Consider the following 22,118-nt stretch of genomic DNA (forward strand, 5'->3'; position numbering starts at 1 on the left):
GACCGTCTGAATGGTCAGTAAAAACGGCCCCTTGGGGCCGTTTTTTTTCGTCAGGATCAGAAATCGTAGCCGACGGTTGCGGTCACGCTGCGCTCCGCGCCCCAGTAACAGTTAGTGGTATAACAGCCGGAGATATACTCGCGATCGGTCAGGTTGTTGGCGGTCACCTGCACAAACGCGCCTTTCAGCGCGCTGTTCCACGCGCCGAGATCGGCTTTCACCATCGCATCCATCAGCGTTACGGAAGGTACGCGGCGCGTATTCTGGTCATCCGCCCACTGTTTACCGATGTAACGCACGCCAGCGCCCGCGCTGATGCCGTAATCAAACTGATAATGCGCCCAGAAAGAGGCCATCTGATCCGGCGTCAGCAGTGGCGTATTGCCATCTTTGCCGCCGAGCGAATCTTCAAACTTCACCCGGTTCCAGGTATAGCCTGCAATCGTGCTCAGTCGTGGCGTAAGCTGGTTACGCGCTTCGATCTCCACGCCCTGCGATTTCACGTTGCCAACGGCCTGGTAGCTGGAGGTCGCGATGTTCTCATCGCGCTGGGACACATCTTTCTGTTTCAGATCGTAGATAGCAATGGTGTACATATCTGACGTGCCCGGTGGCTGGTACTTCAGGCCGCCTTCATATTGCTCAGACGTGCTCGGCTTCAGCATATCGCCGCGCGCGTCGTAGAGAATCGATGGCGTAATTGCCTGGCTATAGCTGATATAGGGCGACAAACCGTTTTCAAAGGCGTAAAGCAGCGACGCGCGGCCACCCACGTGGTCGTCAGAGCGGCGAATCGTTGTGCCCGCGGTGTCGCTGACTTGCTTTGCGACGATACGATCGTAGCGTCCGGAAAGCGTGGCGTGCCAGCGGTTCCACGTCATCTCATCCTGCAAATAGACGCCGCTCTGGTAGTAACGACGGTTGTAGTGGTTGGTTGAGGTGACGACGTGCCCGGTCTGCGGCGTATAGCCGGTGAACGGGTTATACGGCGCGGCACTGCCATACGCGCCCTGAATATCATTGCGGAAGCGGTGATATTCCGCTCCCAGCACGGCGGTGTGATTCACGTCGCCTGTGGCGAAGTCGGCCTGTAAACGGTTATCGGTGGACCACGCGTTCAGCGACTCCTCATACCCGACATAGCCGCGCGTCAGCTCATTCGTATTGCCAATCCAGCCATTCTGATACACCTGATCCAGCGAGGCGTTGCTGTGGGTGTAACTGCCGCTGGAGTGTACCGACCAGATATCGTTAAAGCGGTGATCAAACTCCGCGCTGTAAATCTGCTCGCGGCGACGGTAACCGTCACCCGGATCGCCTTCGTTATAGTTCGGGCTGACTTTTCGGCCATTGTGGGAATAGAGCGAGCCTTCGGCAGGCGAGGAACCATGATAGCCGCCGGACGGATCTTTTTGCAGATACGCGCGCAGCAGCAGGCTGGTGTCACTGTCCGGCTGCCAGAGCAGAGAAGGCGAAATGGCGTAGCGCTCCTCACGCGTATTGTCGTACTGCGTGTCGGTGTTGCGGGTGATGCCCGTCAGGCGATAGGCCCACTGGTCGTTAATCGCGTCGGTGTAATCAAACGCCGCGCTTTTCGTATTCTGCGTGCCGGCTGAGAGGCGAAAGTGCCCTTCGGAATTGAACTGCGGACGCTTAGAGGTCAGGTTCACCAGCCCGCCCGGTATGGTCTGGCCGTAAAGCGCGGAAGAGGGGCCTTTGATAATATCCACGCGCTCGATGAACCACGGATCGGTCTGCAACACATTGTGACTGCCGCCGTCGCTCATAAGGCGCATGCCGTCGAGGAAAATATTATCCACGTCGCCGCCGTGAAAACCGCGCAGCGCCAGCGCGTCAAAGCGCGTCGCGCCGCCGCCGACGTTGGAGAACACACCCGGCGTATAGTTAAGCGCCTGCGTAAATGTGCTTGCGCCCTGATCTTCCATCTGCTGACGCGTGACGACGGAAACCGACTGCGCGGTGGTGATAAGCGGCTGATCGGTTTTTGTCGCACCTGTGCTGGTTTTCACCGTGTAGCCTTCGGTAGGCGAGGCGGCCGTTTGCGCGGGGGCGGCGCTAACGGTGATGGTCTCTTCGGCGAGCGAGACGTGCGGTGCCGCCAGCGCCAGCGCGCACAGCACGGCGGAGCGTTTCAGGGTTAAAGCGATTGTCATTGTTGTCTTCTCTGGTTGCCATCTGCTCCCTGCGTGACAGGGGCGTAACGATATCTAATAAAGAATGCGAATTATTATCGTTATCAACGCGCGGGGCAACTAACAGAATTGGCGGGGAAAATATATCGGGCGCAGGAAAGCAAAAAAAACTGCCCTCCGCAGAGGGCAGTGGTGTAGCGCGTGTGAATTACTGTGCCGGAGCGGGTTGCGCAGCGGCGTTATCCTGCGCGTTGCTGTTCGGCGCGGCCGGTGCGTTTTCAGCAGGCGCGCTATTGCTCGCGGGCGCAGCGGCGTCGGTTTTCGCCGGGGCTGGCGTTTGCGTTGTTGCCGGCGCAGACGTTTCTGTTTTCGCTGGCGCTGACGTTTCCGCTTTTGCGGGCGCAGAGGACTGCGCCGGTTTACTCAGCATTTTGCCTTCCTGCTTCGGCTGCGGCGCGTGGTCGCTGCCCGGACGGGTCTGCGGCACATCGTCACACGGTTTTTCGGTGCCGCACAGCAGGTCGAGCATTTTCAGCGTCACGCCGTTGGTCCAGCCAAAGCCGTCCTGAAGCGGGTATTCACCACCGCCACCGCCCGTACCGGTCGAAGAAACGTCATATTTCTCCACCAGTTTCTGCTCGCGGTTGTAGGTGTGCTGAACGTTGGTCAGGAATCGCCAGGTCACGTCCATCGCCAGATCTTTCTGCCCGTAATTCATCAGACCTTCGGTCGCCACCCACTGCAGTGGTGCCCAGCCGTTCGGCGCATCCCACTGCTGGCCGGTTTTAACCGTCGTGGTCACAATACCGCCCGGTTTCAGCAGTTGCGCACGCGTTGCCGCCGCCACTTTCTCGGCGCGATCCTGCGCGGCCGCTTTGACATACAGCGGGAACAGCGCGGCGGCGGTCAGCTGATCGCGCACCTTATTGGTTTTCAGATCGTAATCCGCGTACCAGCCATGTTTCGCATTCCACAGATGGGTTTCAATCGCCTGCTGACGCTGGCTGGCGAGCGATTCATAGCGGGCGGCACCCGCGCTGTCGCCTGCGGCTTTGCTGGCGCGCGCGAGGGTTTTTTCCATCTGGAACAGCAGGGCGTTAAGATCGACAGGCACGATACTGGTGGTGCGGATAGAGCCAAGCTGCTGCGGATTATCCATCCAGCGCGAGCTGAAATCCCAGCCGGACGCCGCGCCCGCGCGCAGATCGCGGTAGATGTCAGTCGCCGGGCGATCCGGGTTATTTTTGGCGGTGGTTACGTCATCAAGCCAGGATTCGGTACGCGGCGCGTCGCGATCGTCCCAGTAGCGGTTCAGCACCGCGCCATCTTTCAGTTTCACCACGCGCTCGTGGGCATCGCCTGGTGCCAGATTTTCGCTGCCTTCCATCCAGTAGGCGTACTCTTTCTGCAACTGCGGCAGATATTTCTTCAGCGTCTCGTCGCCGCCTTCATGGGTCGCCAGCAGTTCGACCATAAACGCGAAGAACGGCGGCTGGGAGCGGCTTAAATAGTAGCTGCGGTTGCCGTTCGGAATATGGCCCCAGGCGTCGATTTCATGGGCGAAGTTATCGACCATATCCTGCACTTTATCCCAGTGATTGCTCTCGGCGAGCCCCAGCATAGTGAAGTAGGTGTCCCAGTAATAGACCTCGCGGAAACGCCCGCCCGGCACCACGTAAGGCTTCGGCAGCGGCAGCAGGGAATCCCATTTGCTGGCGGAATCGGTCGAGCGCGTCAGCACCGGCCACAGGCCGTCGATATGCTCGCGCAGGCTTTGTCCGGCTGGCGGAACATAGGCTTCGCCTTTTTGCGGCAGGGTAAAGTTCAGCTCAACGAAATGGCGCAGGTCAAAGCCCGACTGGTTACGCTGCATGCGGTAATCGGCCAGGATCATCAAAGGATCGCTGTTCGGCACCGCGTCGGCGAACGTTTTCTGATCGGGGAACAGTTTGGCGCTCTGTACATCCGTAAACAGCGGGCCGAGAAGCTGGTCCGGTGATTGCGGCGCGGGGCGCTCTGCGCCAGACGGCTCTTCTGCGCTGGCGGGCAGGGTGGAGAACGCCAGCAGCGCGCCGCTAAGGGCGACCTGAATGGCGAAAAACAGCGTCCGGGGACGGCGCGTGACGGGTTGTGACATCAATGAATTCTCCTTAAGGGGCGCAGCGCACACCACTGCGAATCAACCATATGAAAACCTTAGACGAATATTCCCGTTTCGAGCGCACGTAAACGGGAAATTTCTGTTTTTCGCGTTCGGTTAAGCTGCTGTTTACATCATCCGTTAAGCAGCGCCAGCGTCGCCGGTTGCGCGCGGGCCAGCAGGGCGACGGCTTCGTCCGCCGAGCGAAGATTGGCGTAGCCGATAATCAGCCCGTAGCGTTTATCGGGCCGCCGGTACCAGGGCGACAGCGCGCTGACCTGCAACTGGTGCTGGTGCCAGAGGCGGGCAAGCGCCTCATCGCAGGTAGCGGTTTTCAGATACGCCACCACGTGCATCCCGCCATCTTCCAGCGGCGTTTTGAACACGCCAGGGTAAACCGCGTGCAGCGCCGCGATAGCCATCGTGCGCCGCTGCTGGTAGAGCGCGCGCATTTTCCGCAGATGAGTGTAAAACTCACCGCCGGTCAGAAACGCGGCGAGGATCTTCTGTATCAGCAGCGGCTGCCCGCCCGTCAGCAGCGCGCCGTGTTCAAGAAAGGCGTGGCGCGCCGCGCGCGGCATCACCAGATAACCGATACGCACCGACGGCATAATGGTTTTACTGAAGGTGCCGAAGTAAACGACCCGGTCATCGGTGTCGAGGCTTTTCAGCGATGGCAGTACGTTGCGGGTGAAGTGAAACTCGCCGTCATAATCATCTTCCACAATCCATGCGTTATGGCGCGACGCCCACGCCAGCAACTGCTGTTTTCGCGGCAGTGACAGCGACACGCCAAGCGGGCTGTGGTGCGTTGGCGTGACAAACGCGAGCCGGGCGTCCGGGTGGTGATGTTGCAGATAGTCCACATCCATGCCCTCGTTATCCACCGGTATGGCGTGCAGATTCGGCGTGAGCGTTTTCAGCAGCCGCTGACCGAGAAAATAGGCAGGATCTTCCATTGCCACGCTCTCACCCGCGCCGAGCAACGCCTGGACCGTGAGCAGCAGATTGCCGCGATAGCCATTGGTGATAAAAATATCGTCAGCGGTACACGTCACGCCGCGTGACAGCGTCAGATAGCTCGCGATCGCCGCGCGCAGTGGCGCGTAGCCTGCAACTGGCGGGTTCACCATCTCTTCGGGGCGCATGGCGCGCGTCGCTCTTGCGCTCAGGAGCAGCCACTTTTTATAAGGAAACTGATCCAGCGACGGCAGACCGGGGCGCAGAAACCCTTCATGCTCGTTAAGCGCCAGCAGATCGTTGTTATCGCCTGGGCGGACGGGCGCTGGCTCTGCCACGCGCGGCGGCACCGTGAGCGCCGGATTCACCAGCGTACCCTGCGGGCCGCGGCTCACCAGATACCCTTCACCCACCAGCACCGCGTAGGCCGCCTCCACCGTTTTCTTCGCCACCTGGAGTTCCTGCGCCAGCACGCGGATGGACGGTACCCGGTCGCCGGGCTTCAGAAGCCCGTCGTGGATATTCTGGCGATAGCGCTGATAAATTTCACGATAACCCGGTTTCATGTCCTGCCTTATTTCACGGTTTATGACCCTTTTGACTATGTCATGGCGCCGTATGATAGACGAGAAGAATTTGACACGCTCCGCACCGCGCGGGGTGATTTCTCTTGTGATGTAAGGAGTTTCCATGAGTACGCGCGTGAACCATTATCAGACCATTCCGGCGCTGGTTAACACCCTGATGAACGCCAGCGCGGCGCTGAAAAAAAGCAGCCTGACGCCAACGCTTAAACAGCTGATCGACATGCGCGCTTCGCAGCTCAACGGCTGCGCGTTTTGCGTTGATATGCACGCGAAAGAGGCGAAGATGGCGGGCGAGCGTGAACTGCGCCTGTACCATCTGCCGGTATGGCGAGAATCGCCGCTGTTCAGCGCGAAGGAGAAAGCGGCGCTGACCTTAACGGAAGCGATAACGCATATCAGAGAAGAAGGGATCAGCGATGCGGTTTATCAACAGGCGCGTGAGCATTTCTCTGAAACGGAGATCGCAGAGATCGCGTTTGCCGTTGCCATCATCAATAGCTGGAACCGTCTGCAACTGGTGTCGCAAATGGCACCCGGCAGCCAGGACGCGGCGTTTGGTCTGGATCGCGCCGGTCTTGAATAACGCTGTTTTTAACCTTTTGAAAAGCCCGCCTGCGCGGGCTTTTTTTATGGGCGCGGTGGGCAGATAGTGCAGGAGGCAGCGAAAAGGGATTGATTTTTAATCACATAGCGGACCACTCATCGCAGGCCGCGTCTCGCCTGCAACTTAAGTAAAACCGATTAAAAAATCTACTGGATATTTAAACAGGTGCCTGTATACTATTTCTACAAAGCACCAGGTGTTGTTGTAATTGAGTTAGTGAATGAGTGGTGAAACCTATGATGATTCCGCTGGAAAATCTTAATGCTCAGGATCAATCGGTCACAATGAGCAGCCGTGAAATCGCGACGTTAACAGGGATTGCCCACAGTGAAGTGAAGCGCATGATTAAAAGCCTGGAAACTGCGCAGCGCCTGTCCCAGCCTATCGGCATTAATCTGTACGAACGGGAAGGGGAGATGCGTCAGGAGTTCTTACTGAATAAACGCGACTCGCTGCTGACGGTGGCGCGCATTTCGCCCGCCTTTACCGCCGAAATGCTCGATCGCTGGCAGGAACGCGAACGTAACGCCAGCCTGCCGGACTTTACCAACCCGGCCGCCGCCGCGCGCGCCTGGGCCGAGCAGTATGAAAAGCGTCAGCGGGCGGAGCAGCAGCTGGCTCTCTTCGCCCCTAAAGCCGAGTTCTTCGATCGTTTCGTGCAGGTCGACGAGTCGCTTGGCTTTCGCCAGCTGTGCAAAATGCTGAAGGTGAAGGAGCCGGAATTCCGCCAGTTTCTGCTGGAGCGCAACATTATGCAGCGCGCCAACGGTACGCTGGTGCCGCAGCACCACCACCTGCAGGCGGGTTACTTTACGCTGCGCTCCGGTGTGGGCGAAAACCTGCACACCTTCGCCCAACCGCGCTTTACCGCGCGCGGCGTGAAATGGGTGGCGAGCCTGTGGGCCGCTCATCTCGCCGCACAGACCAACGGTGCCGCGGCCTGACGGCCCGGCGCACCGTGAGCGTCCGGCAGCGTCTTGATTCGCTTTTCGCCTGCGGTTATTTGCGGGGTTTAGCGGACAAGAGAGACGCGCCGGATGGCTGTTTCCTCCGCGTTTATTCCCGTTATCTCTCCGTAAACCCTTCTCTGGCCGACGCGCTTATGCTGACGCGGTAAATATTTTCGCGCCCAGCGCGCGTGCGCATTCCAGGGCGTCGTCAGGCGTACTGAGATCCGGCAGAAACAGCGTTTCGTTGGTGATAACCGGCGCACCGCAGTAATCGAAAATCCCGTGGGCGATTTGCGTGTCCCAGGCCTGGTGATAACCGTGTTTGTCGAACGTTTTTCTGTCCGCGCCGCCGATACTCACCAGATGCACCGGCAGATGCCCCAGTTTTTTGACTACTTTCCCTTCCGGGCTTTCTTCATACGCCCAGCCGTTTGAAAAAACGCGATCGATCCAGCCTTTCAACAGCCCCGGCATCGACCACCAGTACACCGGAAACACCAGTACCAGCGCGTCGGCGTGATTGATACGCGCCTGCTCGCGGGCGACATCTGGCGGCACCGGTGCAGTTTTCATAAACGCGGCGTAATCGTGCTCATTAAAGACAGGGTCGAAGCCTTCGCGTGTGAGATCGGCAATGTCGGCGGTATGACCGCTACCGTCACGGGTAATGCCTTCGGCCAGCACGTGCGCGACGCGGTGGGTCAGAGATGACGCTAACGGATGGGAAACGACGATTAATGCGTGCATATTCACTCCTCCTGCGTTGCCATCGGGTGACGACAGACGTAATCTGATATACTAAAAGTAACCTACCATTGGTAAGTTACTTTTAGTAGGTAATTCTGTCAAGGAGAAACGCCGTGTCTGAAATTCGCACGCGCCAGCGGCTAAGCCGCGATGCGCGCCACACCCAGCTTATTGAAATGGCCTGGCAGATTATTCGTGAAGAGGGCACCGAGGCGCTGACGCTCGGCAGGCTTGCGGAACGGGCGGGCGTCACAAAGCCGGTGGTCTACGATCATTTCACCAGCCGCTCCGGCCTGCTGGCGGCGCTTTATCACGAATATGAAGTGCGCCAGAACCGCAAAATGGATGAGGCGATCGCACGCATTCAACCTGAACTGTTGCCGCTGGCAGCGGTGATCGCCGATGCGTATATCGAATGCGTACTGCTGCAGGGGCGTGAAATGCCAAATGTGATGGCGGCGCTCACCGGCACGCCGGAGCTTGAAAAGCTGCGTCAGGATTACGCGGTGGAATTCATCAGTAAATGCCGCACGCTGTTTGCGCCGCTGCGGGCGGATAACGCCCTGCGTGACGCCGCGCTGTGGGCGATGTTCGGCGCTGCCGAAGGGCTTTCCTGGGCCGTCACGATGGGCGCGATTGATGCCGCACAGGCAAAAGCAGAATTACGCGATGCGATTGTCGGAATGGTAGAGAAGAGATAAGCCGCAAGTGGTGAGCATAACGCTGGCTTTCTCAAAGGCGCATGACATGCCTGTTCGAGGCATGTCGCGATATTCGTAGCACAAAACGAACTTTGCTGGATATAAATACAGCGTTAGGATGGTGTCATTGTGATCTATTTTTAACCACACCCGGCCCCGCATGTTCCTGATTAAAACGCTGTTACTGAGTTTTCTTTGTATCACTCTGCTGTCACTTGCCGCGAGCGTCGGCCAGAAGATGTATCACCATGAGCCACTTTCGCAGCGTGGCTGGTGGGCTGCCCGCAGCGACTCCGCGGGGCTCGCACCGGATCCGAGAAAAAACGCCCGGCTGGCATTGGTGCAGGTTTACGCCGCGCCGACATGGGGCTGGAAAGGCGTGGTCGCGGTCCATCCCTGGATAATCTATAAGCGCGCCGGAGAAACCCATTACACCCGCTATGAAGTGATTAGCTGGGGCGCAGGTAAGAAAGTGCGGCGTAACCAAAACGTGCCGGACGGTTACTGGTATGGCTCGAAACCCCGCCTGTTGGTTGAGCATCGTGGCAAGGAAGCCGAAGCCATGATCCCTCAAATTGAAGCGGCTATCGCCTCCTGGCCGTGGCCAGAGACTTATCGCGTCTGGCCTGGCCCAAACAGCAACACGTTCATCGCCCATATCGGGCGGGAAGTTCCTGCGCTGAAGCTGGATATGCCCGCCAATGCTATCGGCAAAGATTTTCGCTCGCTGCGCCATTTCGTTGGCTTACCGCCGTCAGGACGCGGCGTTCAGGTCTCTGTTTTGGGCGTGGCGGGATTTACGCTGGGCGCGGAAGAGGGGCTTGAAATTAACATTCTGGGGCTGAATATGGGGCTGGATCTCTCGCCACTTAAACTCAGGCTGCCCTTTATTGGCGGAGTGGGAAGCGATAATTTGCAGAAAAACAGGGAAGGCGGCGAGGGATAAACTGTCGTTTACGTATTGGTGAACACGTTCCGGTGATGTTTTGTCCCGGCTTTCTGTCCTGCCGCCGCCGAAAAAATGCGCCCGCAGGCGCATCGTGTTTAGTGCAGGCAGCAGTGCTTATACTTTTTACCGCTGCCGCAAAAGCAGGGATCGTTTCGCCCAGGCTTTTGTTCGGCCACCACCGGCTGCTGCGGCTCAGGCACCGCTTCCGGCTGGGCTATCCAGTAATCATGCAGCGCCAGCGCGGCGGGGCGGATAGCAGCGAAACTCGCTTCGAGTTCTTCCTGGGAGAGCGACTCCAGCTGCGGGAAGTTCTCTTCCTTGCCGTGCAGGGCAATGGCGTCCAGCGCGGGCTGCAGTGATTCCGGCAGTGATGACCAGTCGCCGAGTGCCACGCCGCGCAGATAGCCAAAGCACCACTCTTCCACCACGGTAAATTCCTGGCCTTCGGTCTCGCGCACGCCAAACAGCGGATCGAACTGATCGGGGAATTCCGCGAGACGATCGGCGATATCGTTCATATGCTGGAAGCACAGATCCATAAAGCGGTTCATCTCACGCTTGTTGCTCCAGCGGGGAATGCGGTTTTGACCGCCCCACAGCGCGACCAGCCATTCGCTCGGCTCAATCGTTTTTGGGCCGGAAAGCACGGCGGTCAGCAGGCCATCGAGCTCGGCGACATCGACAATCGAATCCTCGCTGCCATACTTTTCCAGCATCTCGTCAAGCCATTCCAGCTCTTTCTCGGTCAGCGGGCCTTCTTTCATCATGTTGCCTCCTCGGCGCTTAGGTCCAGGACTGGCAGTGTAAACACTTACCCTGTCCCTTTAGTCATCAATCTGTTAACCGCGGCGTTATCCGCTAAAGATACGACGCGCTTAAAACGGGTATTCAGGACGAAAAGAAAAATCCACGCCAGAGCGTGGATTTTACATTCTCAGTCAGCTTTATGAGATGGAACACCACCCCACACGCGAAAAGAAATGGTCAGACGTTGAACAGGAAGTTCATGATATCGCCATCTTTGACGATGTAATCTTTGCCTTCGGCACGCATTTTACCGGCTTCTTTCGCGCCCTGTTCGCCTTTGTAAGCGATGAAATCGTCATAAGCGATGGTTTGCGCGCGGATAAAGCCTTTTTCGAAATCGGTGTGGATTTTACCCGCCGCCTGCGGGGCGGTGGCACCGACAGGAATGGTCCAGGCGCGCACTTCTTTCACGCCAGCGGTGAAATACGTCTGCAGGTTCAGCAGCGCGTAACCGGCGCGGATCACGCGGTTCAGGCCCGGCTCTTCGAGGCCCAGCTCCTGCATAAACTCATCGCGCTCTTCATCGTCAAGCTCAGCGATATCCGCTTCCACGGCGGCGCACACCGGCACAACCACAGAGCCTTCTTTCGCGGCGATTTCACGCACCTGATCCAGGAACGGGTTGTTCTCGAAACCGTCTTCGTTGACGTTCGCGATGTACATGGTCGGCTTGAGCGTCAGGAAGCTCAGGTATTTGATGAGATCTTTCTCTTCTTTGCTCAGATCCAGCGCGCGCAGCATACCGGCGTTCTCAAGCTGCGGCAGGCATTTTTCCAGTACGGCCAGCTCGGCTTTGGCGTCTTTATCGCCGCCTTTGGCTTTCTTGGAGATACGATGAATCGCACGCTCGCAGGTATCGAGGTCAGAAAGCGCCAGCTCGGTATTGATGGTGTCGATATCTTCAGCCGGGTTTACTTTGCCCGCGACGTGGATGATGTTGTCGTTTTCAAAGCAGCGCACCACGTGGCCGATAGCTTCGGTTTCGCGGATGTTGGTCAGGAACTGGTTGCCCAGACCTTCGCCTTTGGACGCGCCCTTCACCAGACCGGCGATATCTACAAATTCCATCGTGGTCGGCAGAATACGCTGCGGCTTGACGATCTCGGCGATTTTATCCAGACGCGGATCGGGCATAGGCACGACGCCGGTGTTCGGCTCAATGGTACAGAACGGGAAGTTCGCCGCCTCAATACCTGCTTTGGTCAGCGCATTGAACAGAGTGGATTTACCGACGTTCGGCAAGCCGACGATACCGCATTTGAATCCCATGGTTTACATTACCTTAATTGCTTGTTTATCAGAGGGTTAAAATTAACCCGATGATGAGAAATGGTGTTATTTGGCTATTATACACGTAACGGGCGCGCAACGGGGGAGAAATCGCCCTTATGCCGCGCCGCCACGCGGTTTATTGCGCTTTAAAACTGTGCAGACGGTTAGTGGCTTTGGTTAAGCCGTCCTGCAGCCAGATTTCGGTGCAGCGCGCCGCTTCGTCCACGGCCTCGTCAATCAGCTTTTGCTCGCTTACTGGCGGTTTGCCAAGCACAAAGCCGACAACTTTGTTTTTATCACCCGGATGACCAATGCCCAGCCGTAAGCGATGAAAATTAGGGTTATTCCCCAGCTTGCTGATGATGTCTTTCAGGCCGTTATGACCGCCATGACCGCCGCCTAATTTGAACTTCGCCACGCCTGGCGGCAGATCGAGTTCATCGTGCGCCACCAGAATTTCATCCGGCGCGATACGGTAAAACGTGGCCATCGCCGCCACGGCTTTGCCGCTCAGGTTCATAAAAGTGGTCGGCACCAGCAGGCGCACATCGTTGCCGTTCACGTTGATGCGTGAGGTATAGCCGAAAAATTTGGCTTCTTCTTTCAGCGGGGCGCGAAAGCGATCCGCCAGCAGATCTACATACCATGCGCCCGCGTTATGTCGGGTGGCGGCATATTCCGCGCCGGGGTTCGCCAGCCCGACTATCAGTTTAATCGTCACGTTACTGTTCCTGAAAACACCTGTTTGCGGCGTAGTTTACTGTGGTGTCGCGCAGATCACAAAACCGCGTCGCACCGATGAACGGAAATCAATAATAACAATCATGAATAATTAGATTTTCATGTAATTCATTGGCTTATTTGTAAAGTTTCGTCCAGAGAAAGTTCATAATTGTGATCCCCGGCGCAACCCGCATTTATAAGCGTTGCCTATACTTTACACATAAATAACAGGGATACTTTCCCGCCCATTCTTCCGGAGGTGACTATGAAACGCAAAAACGCGTCGTTGCTCGGCAATTTCTTGATGGGGCTGGGGTTAGTGGTCATGGTTGGCGGGGTCGGTTACTCCATTCTCAACCAGCTGCCGCAGCTAAACCTGCCGCAGTTTTTCGCGCATGGCGCGGTATTAAGTATCTTCGTCGGGGCCGTGTTATGGCTGGCAGGCGCCCGCGTTGGTGGTCATGAACAAGTGTGCGATCGTTACTGGTGGGTGCGCCATTATGACAAACGCTGCAAGCGCAACCATCACTCCAGTTCATAATGATTACTCTCGTTAATACGTAAACGCTGTAAAAAGCTCCCGCCGGTCGGGAGCTTTTTTATGATACGCTCTTGACCCTTACGTTACGTCAGGGCTCACAGTGGGCTTCGAAAGGGAAGAGGAGAGGCGTTATGTTGCTACAGGTTGGTGAACTCGCAAAGCGCGCCGGGCTGACGGTCCGCACGCTGCATCACTACGAAAGCCTCGGTCTGCTCATTCCCTCCGGCCGCACGGCCGCCGGTTATCGTCTCTATAACCGCGATGATATTCAGCGCCTGCATCATATTCAGGCACTGACGCGAATGGGGTTGAGTCTGGCGCAGGTGCGGGAGTGTCTGGAGAGCGGCAGCATGACGCTGACGGAAGTCATTGACACGCAAATCACCCAGCTGAATGCACAGCTTACGCGTACCGCGATACTGCGCGACCGGCTGGTGGTGCTGCGTGACGGGCTTCTGGCCGGTTGTGAGCCGGATCTTCAGGAATGGCTGAAAACACTGGAGTTAATGACGATGTATGAGAAATGGTTTTCGCACGACGAACTGAAACAGCTGCCGTTTGCGCAGGAAAACGCCGAGCGCGAAGCGCAGTGGGCGACGCTGGTGAATGAGGTTAAGGCAGCGGTTTCTCAGGGCGTACCGGTCAGCAGTCCGGCTGCGCAGGCGCTCGCCACGCGCTGGATGGAAACGCTGGAGCGGGATACCGCGGGCAACCCTGCTTTCCTGACTCGCCTCAACGACATGCATGCCGCCGAGCCTGCAATGCGCGATAAAACCGGCATTACGCCGGAGATTATCGACTGGATCACGCATGCCTTTGCCGAAAGCAAGCTTGCTATCTACGAGCGTTATCTGACGCCCGAAGAGTACGCGTTCACCCGTGAGCACTATTTTGATCGCATGATGGAGTGGCCGCCGCTGGTGGCGAAACTTCATGCGGCGGTGAACGCGCAGCTCTCCCCGCAAAGCGAAGAAGCGCGCGAAATTGCGGCGCACTGGCTGACGCTGTTTTCTTCGTTCGCTGGCGATAACCCGCAGACGCAGCAGAAATTTCGGGAGGCGATGATGCGCGAACCGCATCTTTCTAAAGGCACCTGGATGACGCCGGAAACGCTCGCCTGGCTGCAACAGGCATTCGGCGCGTTGATGCAGGCGCAGGGGGCTGCGCCTGCACGTTGATTCACGGCGCGGCTAAGGCTGCGTCGCTCCCCGGGAAGAAAGCAAGACGCCCAGGGATGGGCTGAACGCCTGCGCGCGCCAGCGTGCGCAGCGGCTGGAATTCGAGATGACAGATACGCAGCTCGCAGCCATCCGGCAGGCGTTCAATAAAGCGTTGCAGAGCATCCAGGCCACCCGCGTCCAGCACCGGTACTGCGTCCCATTGCATCACGATAACGCGTTTGCCCGCCGCCTGCGCCAGCAGCGGCGTAAAGACGCCTTCTGCCGCGGCGAAGAACAGCGGCCCGGTCACCCGCACGGCCAGGACATCCTCTGGCACGGAAACATTCAGCGGCGCGAGCCGCGTCATGCGCGCCACCCGGCGCATAAACAGTAGCGAGGCCAGCACCACGCCGACGCTGATGGCTATCACCATATCAAACAGCACCGTCAGCGACATGCAGATAAGCATCACGACGATGTCATCCTTCGGCGCGCGGCGCAGCAGGCCAATCACCTTATGCGCTTCGCTCATGTTCCACGCCACCATCAGCAGCAGGGCGGCCATCGCCGAGAGCGGAAGCCAGGAGAGCAGCGGGGCGAGCGCCAGCAGCGCTAACAGCACCAGTAGCGCATGGAACACCGCGGCGACAGGCGAAGTAGCACCCGCGCGGACGTTGGCCGCCGAACGGGCTATCGCGGCGGTGGCGGTGATGCCGCCAAAGAACGGCGCGACCAGATTACCAAGCCCCTGGCCGATTAGCTCACTGTTGGCGTTATGGCGCGTACCGGTCATGCCGTCCAGCACGACCGCACACAGCAGGGATTCGATAGCGCCCAGCACCGCCATAGAAAACGCGGCGGGCAGCAGCGCGCGCAGCGAATCCAGGCTTAACGTAAATGACGACCCCGGCAGATCCCACGGCAGCACCAGTTGTGGCAGGAGTGGCGGGATACCGTTGCCCTGTGTGCCGTCTGCCAGCAGATAATGAAAACGTGAACCGATGGTCGCGACATTCCCGCCCAGCAGATGAACGACGCCCATCACCGCGCAGCCCGCCAGCAGCGCCGGTAAATGCCCCGGCAGACGGATGCCGAGACGCGGCCAGAACACCAGCACGCCCAGCGTGACGATACCAATCGCCGCATCGCCAGGATTCAGACCAGGCAGCGCCACCGCCAGCGCGGCCACTTTCGGCAGGTAATGTTCCGGCATATGCGCGATGTCGAGGCCGAAAAAGTCTTTGATCTGCATGGTCGCGATGGTAATGCCGATGCCGGAGGTAAAGCCCAGCGTGACCGGCAGCGGAATATACTCAATCAGTCGCCCGAAGCGCGCCAGCCCGAACAGAATTAAAAAGATACCCGAGAGCAGCGTCGCCACCAGCAGTCCGGAAAGCCCAAATTGCTGCGCGACAGGGTAGAGAATGACCACAAACGCGGCGGTCGGCCCCGAGACGCTGTAGCGCGAACCGCCGCTCAGCGCGATAACAATGCCCGCGATGGCGGAAGTATAGAGGCCGTATTGTGGCGGCACGCCGCTACCAATAGCCAGCGCCATGGCGAGCGGAATGGCGATAATGCCGACGGTGATGCCAGCAATCAGATCGCGGCTCAGCCGGGAGACGGTATATTTTTCACGCCAGCAGGCTTCCACCAGCGCACGGAAAGGAAGGATTTGCGAGAGATATTGGGTGTTCACGATATTTCATCCATGCGTTCACCACCATGTAAAAAAATATACGATGATGAATACATAAATCATACAAATAAAACAAAAGAATAAAAAAACCCGCCGGGGCGGGTTTTTACGCTCAGTCCGATTAATGCTCGAACATGGCGGAGATAGATTCTTCGTTGCTGATACGACGAATCGCTTCGGCCAGCATACCGGAGAGGGTCAGCGTGCGCACATTCGGCAGCGCTTTGATCTCTTCAGACAGCGGGATAGTGTCGCAGACCACCACTTCATCAATCACGGAGTTGCGCAGATTATTCAGCGCGTTGCCGGAGAAAATCGGGTGGGTGGCGTAGGCGAAAACGCGTTTAGCGCCGCGCTCTTTCAGCGCTTCAGCCGCTTTGCACAGGGTGCCGCCGGTGTCGATCATGTCATCTACCAGTACGCAGTCGCGGCCTGCCACGTCACCGATGATGTGCATCACCTGAGAGACGTTAGCGCGCGGACGACGTTTGTCGATGATCGCCATGTCGGTATCGTTGAGCAGTTTTGCGATGGCGCGAGCGCGCACCACGCCGCCGATGTCCGGAGAAACCACAATCGGGTTATCCAGGTTCTGCTGCAGCATATCTTCCAGCAGAATCGGGCTGCCGAAGACGTTATCTACCGGCACATCGAAGAAGCCCTGAATCTGTTCTGCGTGCAGGTCCACAGTGAGAACGCGGTCAACCCCTACGCTGGACAGGAAATCCGCCACCACTTTCGCGGTGATAGGCACACGCGCGGAACGCACGCGACGGTCCTGACGGGCATAACCAAAATAAGGGATAACGGCGGTAATACGGCCTGCGGAAGCGCGGCGCAGGGCGTCGACCATGACAACCAGTTCCATCAGGTTGTCGTTGGTGGGGGCACAAGTGGACTGGATGATGAAAATATCACCACCGCGTACATTTTCATTAATTTGTACGCTGACTTCGCCGTCGCTAAAGCGACCGACAGCAGCGTCGCCGAGGGAAGTGTACAGGCGGTTGGCAATACGTTGTGCTAGTTCCGGGGTGGCGTTACCAGCAAAAAGCTTCATATCAGGCACGAGAAGAACCTCAGGCATGCGTCCAGTGGTGGATGGCGGCGCCGCAAAACGCGACAGGAAGCAGGTTCGCCATCCAGGCGGTGTATTTAAAGAGCATGGCGCAACGTCTGGAACAGAGGTGACGTTGTCACCACGACTCAGTTTGCCCGGCGATGGCTTGCTGTAACGGGGAGTGGTTGACGCCTCGCGCAACAAAACCCTTCAGCCATTCCGGGGCTTTCTCAAGCACCCGGAGGGCCTCGGATTCGGTGTTAAATTCAGCAAACACACAAGCTCCGGTGCCGGTCAGGCGCGACGGCGCGTATTCTAACAGCCAGGAAAGCGCGGCATCAACCTCACGAAAACGTTTTCTTGCGATATGCTCGCAATCGTTGTGAAATTCACATTTCAGCAACGTTTCCATTGACCGGACGGGCGTATCGCGCGTGAGCTCCGGATCGCCGAAAATCACGGGTGTGGGAATGCTCACGCCCGGGTGCGCCACCAGATACCATTTCTCTGCAGGGCTTGCAGGCGTCAGCAATTCGCCGACCCCTTCGGCGAAGGCCGCACGGCCGCGCACGAACACCGGCACGTCGGCACCAAGTTGCACGCCAAGGCGCGCCAGTTCATCTTCGCTAAAGCCGGTCTGCCAGAGGTGATTGAGCGCCACCAGAACCGTCGCGGCGTTGGACGAACCGCCGCCGAGCCCGCCGCCCATCGGTAAACGTTTCTCCACGCCCAGATCGGCGCCCGCGCCTTCAGGCAGTCGTCCGGTTTCACGAGCGCGCGCCATCAGAAGCCTTGCGGCGCGCATGATGAGATTGTCCTCTTGCGCCACGCCCTCAACGGGCGTCACCAGCCGAAGCTCGCCGTCCATGCGCGGCGTTATCAGCACCGTGTCGCCATAGTCGAGAAACTGAAACAGCGTCTGTAAATTGTGGTAGCCGTCGTTACGACGGCCCGTGATATATAAGAAAAGATTAAGCTTCGCCGGGGAGGGCCAACGGGTCATTATTTAACAATCCAGTTATCCATTTTGAGCTTGATGCGCTGGTCGCCTTCGTGCAGCTCCAGGTTAGAGGGCATCGCAGGCTGGGTTTTAGTGTCATAACCGCCATACACCACTTTCCAGGTTTTGCCGTTCTGGGTGTAATTCACTTCGCGTAAACGGTATTGATCGTCAAGCGAGTAGTCGGTCGCATCGCCCGGCAGGCCGACAATCCACTGGCGCAGACTATTGAGCGGAATCGGCATACCGGTCAGTTTGCCGATCATCTCCTCGGCGTCCGTGGCCTGATAGTGTTTGCCTTTGTTATCCACCAGTTCCACAGCACCCGGCTTCGCGTTCAGCTCAAGCTCGGTGCTGCCAAGCGGATTAGTGAGCAGCAGGCGATAGTTTTCTTTGCCGGTCTGCTGCCAGAAGAAACGCGCGTAGACTTTCTGCTGGTCGGAAAGATAGGCGAAAGCGCCGCGGGTCTGGAACTGCGCGAGGTTTTGCACCTGCTGTTGATGCTGTCGCCACTGGGGAGAGTCAGGGCTTTTGCCAGGGCCTTGCGGGGCATGGCTGACACAGGCGGTCAGCACCAGGCTCGCCAGCGGGGCGAGAGACCAAAAACGCACAGAAGAAATCGCCATAACAGGAACAAATCCTTGATGTTGATTGAGGTTATAACCCTTCATGCTAGCGTCAGGGGCTGAGGGCGTCTATGGTCAAGTTGTCTTAAATCATGAATCTGTCTATTACTCCAAAAGAGGCGGTTCTCTTTTATTGACCTTACGCATCCTGTATGATGCGCACAGCAAACCTTATCAACGCTGGTACTATTCCCGCTCCATGACCCTGTTAGCTCTCGGCATCAACCACAAGACGGCTCCTGTTTCGCTGCGAGAACGCGTGACGTTTTCGCCGGATACGCTCGACCAGGCGCTGGAAAGCCTGCTGTCGCAGCCGATGGTGCAGGGCGGTGTGGTGCTCTCGACGTGCAACCGTACGGAGCTTTACCTGAGCGTTGAGGAACAGGACAATTTGCACGACAAGCTCGTGCGCTGGCTGTGCGATTATCACAATCTCGACGAAGAGGAAGTGCGCAACAGCCTCTACTGGCACCACGATAACGACGCCGTCAGCCATCTGATGCGCGTCGCCAGTGGTCTCGATTCGCTGGTGCTGGGCGAGCCGCAAATCTTAGGCCAGGTGAAAAAAGCCTTCGCCGATTCTGGTCGCGGCCACGCGAACGCCAGCGAGCTGGAACGCATGTTCCAGAAATCTTTCTCCGTCGCCAAACGCGTGCGTACTGAAACCGATATCGGCGCCAGCGCCGTGTCGGTGGCGTTTGCCGCCTGTACGCTGGCGCGGCAGATTTTCGAATCGCTCTCGACGGTCACTGTGATGCTGGTCGGCGCGGGCGAAACCATCGAGCTTGCGGCCCGTCACCTGCGCGAACATAACGTGCAGAAAATGATCGTCGCCAACCGTACCCGCGAGCGCGCCCAGCGCCTGGCGGATGAAGTCGGCGCGGAGGTTATCGGGCTTGGCGATATTGACGAGCGCTTAAAAGACGCGGATATCATCATCAGCTCCACCGCAAGCCCGCTGCCGATTATCGGCAAAGGCATGATGGAACGCGCGTTGAAGGCCCGCCGCAACCAGCCGATGCTGCTGGTGGATATCGCCGTGCCGCGTGATGTCGAGCCGGAAGTAGGCAAGCTTGCCAACGCCTACCTTTACAGCGTTGACGATCTGCAGAGCATCATCCAGCACAACCTCGCGCAGCGTAAAGCCGCGGCGGTGCAGGCGGAGTCTATCGTCGAGCAAGAAGCCTGCGAATTTATGGCCTGGCTGCGCGCCCAGAGCGTCAGCGAGACCATCCGCGAGTATCGCGCCCAGGCCGAGCAGGTGCGCGAAGAGCTCACCAGCAAAGCCCTGGCGGCGCTGCGCACCGGCGGCGACGCCGAAGCCATCATGCAGGATCTGGCGCGCAAGCTGACCAACCGCCTGATCCACACCCCAACCAAATCTCTTCAGCAGGCTGCCCGTGACGGGGATGATGAACGCCTGCATATTCTGCGCAACAGCCTCGGGCTGGAGTAGCACAACACAATTCTAATTACAGGGTGATCTACCGCCTATGAAGCCTTCTATCGTTGCCAAACTGGAAGCCTTGCAGGAGCGTCATGAAGAAGTTCAGGCTCTGCTGGGCGATGCGGGTACGCTTGCCGATCAGGAGCGTTTTCGCGCACTGTCGCGCGAGTATGCCCAGCTGAGCGACGTTTCGCGCTGTTTCCTTGAATGGCGCCAGGTCCAGGAAGATATGGAAACCGCGCGCCTGATGCTAAGCGACCCGGAAATGCGCGATATGGCGCAGGACGAGCTGCTGGAAGCGAAGGCTAAAAGCGAAGCGCTGGAGCAGGAGCTTCAGCTTTTGCTGCTGCCGAAAGATCCTGACGATGAACGTAACGCGTTCGTGGAAGTGCGTGCGGGTACCGGCGGTGATGAAGCCGCGCTGTTCGCAGGCGATCTGTTCCGCATGTACAGCCGTTACGCTGAATCGCGCCGCTGGCGTGTGGAGATCATGAGCGCCAGCGAAGGCGAGCATGGCGGTTATAAAGAAGTCATCGCCAAAATCAGCGGCGAGGGCGTCTACGGGCGTCTCAAGTTTGAGTCCGGCGGGCATCGCGTACAGCGCGTTCCGGCGACCGAATCTCAGGGGCGTATCCATACCTCCGCCTGCACCGTGGCGGTGATGCCGGAGCTGCCGGAAGCCGAACTGCCGGACATCAACCCGGCGGATCTGCGTATCGACACCTTCCGCTCCTCCGGCGCGGGCGGTCAGCACGTTAACACCACCGACTCCGCCATTCGTATCACCCACCTGCCGACCGGCATTGTGGTGGAGTGCCAGGACGAGCGCTCACAGCACAAGAACAAAGCCAAAGCGCTGGCGGTGCTGGGCGCGCGCATTCACGCCGCCGAAGTGGCCAAACGCCAGCAGGCGGAAGCCTCCACGCGCCGCAACCTGCTCGGCAGCGGCGATCGCTCGGATCGCAACCGCACCTACAACTTCCCGCAGGGCCGCGTGACCGATCACCGTATCAATCTGACGCTCTACCGTCTTGACGAAGTGATGGAAGGCAAACTGGACGCGCTCATCGAGCCGATTATCCAGGAGCATCAGGCCGATCAGCTGGCGGCGCTGGCTGAGCAGGAGTAATGGAATATCAGCAGTGGCTGAAACAGGCCATCGAACGTCTCACTGCAAGTGAATCTCCGCGCCGCGACGCGGAGATCCTGCTGGCGTTTGTGACCGGCAGGACGCGCACATTTATCCTCGCCTTTGGCGAAAGCGCGCTGACTGACGATGAACTCACGCGGCTTGATGCGCTGCTGGCGCGTCGCGCCGCGGGCGAGCCGGTGGCGTATCTCATCGGCCAGCGTGAATTCTGGTCGTTGCCGCTGGAGGTTTCCCCGGCAACGCTTATCCCCCGTCCCGATACCGAATGTCTGGTGGAGCAGGCGCTGGCGCGTCTGCCTGCCACGCCGTGCCGCATTCTCGATCTCGGCACCGGCACCGGCGCGATTGCGCTGGCGCTCGCCTCTGAGCGTCCTGACTGCCACGTCACCGCGCTGGATGTCATCCCGGAGGCTGTGGCGCTTGCGAAACGCAACGCACAGCGGCTCGGCATCGATAACGTCACGGTTTTGCAAAGCCACTGGTTTTCCGCACTGACGGACGCGCGTTTTTCGCTTATCGTCAGCAATCCGCCGTATATCGATGGCGACGATCCGCATCTCTCGCAGGGCGACGTGCGTTTTGAGCCGAAAAGCGCGCTGGTGGCGGATAACGCGGGCCTGGCCGATCTTGAAACGCTGGTGACTGAGGCACGGCGATTTCTTGAGGATAACGGCTGGCTCATGCTGGAACATGGCTGGCAGCAGGGCGAGGCGGTGCGCGAACTTTTTACGCGCGCGGGCTATCAGGGTGTTGAAACCTGCCGCGATTATGGCGGTAATGAACGTCTGACGCTGGGACACTATCGCGACACACAGGATCGCAACACACAGGAGTAAGGCAGC

At 58.4% G+C, this 22,118-nt stretch carries 20 protein-coding genes; 9 read left to right on the forward strand and 11 right to left on the reverse strand.

What is annotated here, in order from left to right; genetic code table 11:
• Positions 1-56: 56 nt before the first annotated feature.
• The 3 genes from CSK29544_RS13715 to pdxR all read right to left on the reverse strand — a co-directional run bounded on the left by CSK29544_RS13715 (position 57) and on the right by pdxR (position 5,819).
• On the reverse strand, positions 57-2,174 hold the full coding sequence (locus tag CSK29544_RS13715) for a TonB-dependent siderophore receptor (protein ID WP_029039140.1): 2,118 nt from the start codon (positions 2,172-2,174) through the stop codon (positions 57-59).
• 187 nt (positions 2,175-2,361) lie between these two features.
• Positions 2,362-4,290 (reverse strand): alpha,alpha-trehalase, encoded by a 1,929-nt coding sequence (locus CSK29544_RS13720; RefSeq protein ID WP_007896648.1) that lies wholly within the window; start codon positions 4,288-4,290, stop codon positions 2,362-2,364.
• A gap of 137 nt (positions 4,291-4,427) precedes the next feature.
• A complete protein-coding gene (gene pdxR / locus CSK29544_RS13725) occupies positions 4,428-5,819 on the reverse strand; it encodes a MocR-like pyridoxine biosynthesis transcription factor PdxR (protein ID WP_007896649.1) in 1,392 nt (463 codons plus the stop codon).
• Positions 5,820-5,943: 124 nt separating this feature from the next.
• Here pdxR and CSK29544_RS13730 point away from each other — a divergent pair, with 124 nt between their 5' ends.
• Both CSK29544_RS13730 and CSK29544_RS13735 read left to right on the forward strand, forming a co-directional pair.
• Positions 5,944-6,423 carry a carboxymuconolactone decarboxylase family protein gene (locus CSK29544_RS13730; protein ID WP_012124522.1) on the forward strand — a complete coding sequence of 160 codons (480 nt, stop codon included), beginning with the start codon at positions 5,944-5,946 and terminating at the stop codon, positions 6,421-6,423.
• A 257-nt stretch (positions 6,424-6,680) separates the two neighbouring features.
• Entirely contained in the window at positions 6,681-7,388 is a 708-nt protein-coding gene (locus tag CSK29544_RS13735; RefSeq protein WP_004387862.1) for a phage antirepressor KilAC domain-containing protein, read from the forward strand.
• Positions 7,389-7,544: 156 nt separating this feature from the next.
• Here CSK29544_RS13735 and CSK29544_RS13740 read toward each other — a convergent pair whose 3' ends face one another.
• A complete protein-coding gene (locus tag CSK29544_RS13740; protein ID WP_007896653.1) occupies positions 7,545-8,141 on the reverse strand; it encodes an NAD(P)H-dependent oxidoreductase in 597 nt (198 codons plus the stop codon).
• 113 nt (positions 8,142-8,254) lie between these two features.
• On the opposite strand from CSK29544_RS13740, the gene CSK29544_RS13745 reads away from it, so the two are divergent.
• Both CSK29544_RS13745 and CSK29544_RS13750 read left to right on the forward strand, forming a co-directional pair.
• On the forward strand, positions 8,255-8,842 hold the full coding sequence (locus tag CSK29544_RS13745) for a TetR/AcrR family transcriptional regulator (protein ID WP_007896654.1): 588 nt from the start codon (positions 8,255-8,257) through the stop codon (positions 8,840-8,842).
• Positions 8,843-9,002: 160 nt separating this feature from the next.
• The gene (locus CSK29544_RS13750) at positions 9,003-9,788 is read left to right on the forward strand and encodes a DUF3750 domain-containing protein (protein ID WP_007896655.1); all 786 of its coding nucleotides are present in this window, start codon (positions 9,003-9,005) and stop codon (positions 9,786-9,788) included.
• A gap of 98 nt (positions 9,789-9,886) precedes the next feature.
• On the opposite strand, the gene CSK29544_RS13755 is transcribed toward CSK29544_RS13750, so the two are convergent.
• The 3 genes from CSK29544_RS13755 to pth all read right to left on the reverse strand — a co-directional run bounded on the left by CSK29544_RS13755 (position 9,887) and on the right by pth (position 12,591).
• A complete protein-coding gene (locus tag CSK29544_RS13755) occupies positions 9,887-10,555 on the reverse strand; it encodes a YecA/YgfB family protein (RefSeq protein ID WP_029039141.1) in 669 nt (222 codons plus the stop codon).
• A 220-nt stretch (positions 10,556-10,775) separates the two neighbouring features.
• Positions 10,776-11,867, reverse strand: a complete 1,092-nt coding sequence (gene ychF, locus CSK29544_RS13760) for a redox-regulated ATPase YchF (protein ID WP_004387866.1) — start codon at positions 11,865-11,867, stop codon at positions 10,776-10,778.
• Positions 11,868-12,006: 139 nt separating this feature from the next.
• The gene (gene pth, locus CSK29544_RS13765; protein ID WP_004387867.1) at positions 12,007-12,591 is read right to left on the reverse strand and encodes an aminoacyl-tRNA hydrolase; all 585 of its coding nucleotides are present in this window, start codon (positions 12,589-12,591) and stop codon (positions 12,007-12,009) included.
• Between the two features lie 267 nt (positions 12,592-12,858).
• On the opposite strand from pth, the gene ychH reads away from it, so the two are divergent.
• Complete coding sequence (gene ychH / locus CSK29544_RS13770) at positions 12,859-13,134, forward strand: stress-induced protein YchH (protein WP_007850694.1); 276 nt, start codon at positions 12,859-12,861, stop codon at positions 13,132-13,134.
• 131 nt (positions 13,135-13,265) lie between these two features.
• Complete coding sequence (locus CSK29544_RS13775; protein WP_007896657.1) at positions 13,266-14,312, forward strand: MerR family transcriptional regulator; 1,047 nt, start codon at positions 13,266-13,268, stop codon at positions 14,310-14,312.
• 1 nt (position 14,313) lies between these two features.
• Here CSK29544_RS13775 and dauA read toward each other — a convergent pair whose 3' ends face one another.
• The 4 genes from dauA to lolB form a co-directional block, all read right to left on the reverse strand.
• On the reverse strand, positions 14,314-15,993 hold the full coding sequence (gene dauA / locus CSK29544_RS13780; protein ID WP_004386059.1) for a C4-dicarboxylic acid transporter DauA: 1,680 nt from the start codon (positions 15,991-15,993) through the stop codon (positions 14,314-14,316).
• 121 nt (positions 15,994-16,114) lie between these two features.
• Positions 16,115-17,062: a ribose-phosphate diphosphokinase gene (gene prs / locus CSK29544_RS13785; protein ID WP_004386060.1), complete on the reverse strand. Its 948-nt coding sequence runs from the start codon at positions 17,060-17,062 to the stop codon at positions 16,115-16,117.
• 127 nt (positions 17,063-17,189) lie between these two features.
• Positions 17,190-18,056, reverse strand: coding sequence for a 4-(cytidine 5'-diphospho)-2-C-methyl-D-erythritol kinase (gene ispE / locus CSK29544_RS13790; RefSeq protein WP_029039143.1), 867 nt, complete (start codon positions 18,054-18,056; stop codon positions 17,190-17,192).
• Positions 18,056-18,679: a lipoprotein insertase outer membrane protein LolB gene (gene lolB, locus CSK29544_RS13795; RefSeq protein WP_007892454.1), complete on the reverse strand. Its 624-nt coding sequence runs from the start codon at positions 18,677-18,679 to the stop codon at positions 18,056-18,058. Before lolB ends, ispE begins: the two co-directional genes overlap by 1 nt.
• A 199-nt stretch (positions 18,680-18,878) precedes the next feature.
• Here lolB and hemA point away from each other — a divergent pair, with 199 nt between their 5' ends.
• The 3 genes from hemA to prmC are packed head-to-tail and all read left to right on the forward strand — an operon-like array spanning position 18,879 to position 22,112.
• Entirely contained in the window at positions 18,879-20,135 is a 1,257-nt protein-coding gene (gene hemA / locus CSK29544_RS13800; protein ID WP_029039144.1) for a glutamyl-tRNA reductase, read from the forward strand.
• A 37-nt stretch (positions 20,136-20,172) separates the two neighbouring features.
• Entirely contained in the window at positions 20,173-21,255 is a 1,083-nt protein-coding gene (gene prfA / locus CSK29544_RS13805) for a peptide chain release factor 1 (protein ID WP_007868426.1), read from the forward strand.
• Positions 21,255-22,112 carry a peptide chain release factor N(5)-glutamine methyltransferase gene (prmC, locus tag CSK29544_RS13810; RefSeq protein ID WP_007892451.1) on the forward strand — a complete coding sequence of 286 codons (858 nt, stop codon included), beginning with the start codon at positions 21,255-21,257 and terminating at the stop codon, positions 22,110-22,112. Before prfA ends, prmC begins: the two co-directional genes overlap by 1 nt.
• Positions 22,113-22,118 lie beyond the last annotated feature (6 nt).

The organism is Cronobacter sakazakii (assembly GCF_000982825.1).
GTDB lineage: Bacteria > Pseudomonadota > Gammaproteobacteria > Enterobacterales > Enterobacteriaceae > Cronobacter > Cronobacter sakazakii.

Bases quoted from the DNA above. Each gene is read 5' to 3' on its own strand.
- CSK29544_RS13755 (WP_029039141.1), bottom strand. From the start codon at position 10,555: ATGAAAGAAGGCCCGCTGACCGAGAAAGAGCTGGAATGGCTTGACGAG.
- CSK29544_RS13775 (WP_007896657.1), top strand. From the start codon at position 13,266: ATGTTGCTACAGGTTGGTGAACTCGCAAAGCGCGCCGGGCTGACGGTC.
- pdxR (WP_007896649.1), bottom strand. From the start codon at position 5,819: ATGAAACCGGGTTATCGTGAAATTTATCAGCGCTATCGCCAGAATATC.
- CSK29544_RS13750 (WP_007896655.1), top strand. From the start codon at position 9,003: ATGTTCCTGATTAAAACGCTGTTACTGAGTTTTCTTTGTATCACTCTG.
- ychF (WP_004387866.1), bottom strand. From the start codon at position 11,867: ATGGGATTCAAATGCGGTATCGTCGGCTTGCCGAACGTCGGTAAATCC.
- prmC (WP_007892451.1), top strand. From the start codon at position 21,255: ATGGAATATCAGCAGTGGCTGAAACAGGCCATCGAACGTCTCACTGCA.
- CSK29544_RS13730 (WP_012124522.1), top strand. From the start codon at position 5,944: ATGAGTACGCGCGTGAACCATTATCAGACCATTCCGGCGCTGGTTAAC.
- CSK29544_RS13735 (WP_004387862.1), top strand. From the start codon at position 6,681: ATGATGATTCCGCTGGAAAATCTTAATGCTCAGGATCAATCGGTCACA.
- CSK29544_RS13740 (WP_007896653.1), bottom strand. From the start codon at position 8,141: ATGCACGCATTAATCGTCGTTTCCCATCCGTTAGCGTCATCTCTGACC.
- prfA (WP_007868426.1), top strand. From the start codon at position 20,173: ATGAAGCCTTCTATCGTTGCCAAACTGGAAGCCTTGCAGGAGCGTCAT.
- hemA (WP_029039144.1), top strand. From the start codon at position 18,879: ATGACCCTGTTAGCTCTCGGCATCAACCACAAGACGGCTCCTGTTTCG.
- ychH (WP_007850694.1), top strand. From the start codon at position 12,859: ATGAAACGCAAAAACGCGTCGTTGCTCGGCAATTTCTTGATGGGGCTG.
- CSK29544_RS13715 (WP_029039140.1), bottom strand. From the start codon at position 2,174: ATGACAATCGCTTTAACCCTGAAACGCTCCGCCGTGCTGTGCGCGCTG.
- CSK29544_RS13720 (WP_007896648.1), bottom strand. From the start codon at position 4,290: ATGTCACAACCCGTCACGCGCCGTCCCCGGACGCTGTTTTTCGCCATT.
- lolB (WP_007892454.1), bottom strand. From the start codon at position 18,679: ATGGCGATTTCTTCTGTGCGTTTTTGGTCTCTCGCCCCGCTGGCGAGC.
- ispE (WP_029039143.1), bottom strand. From the start codon at position 18,056: ATGACCCGTTGGCCCTCCCCGGCGAAGCTTAATCTTTTCTTATATATC.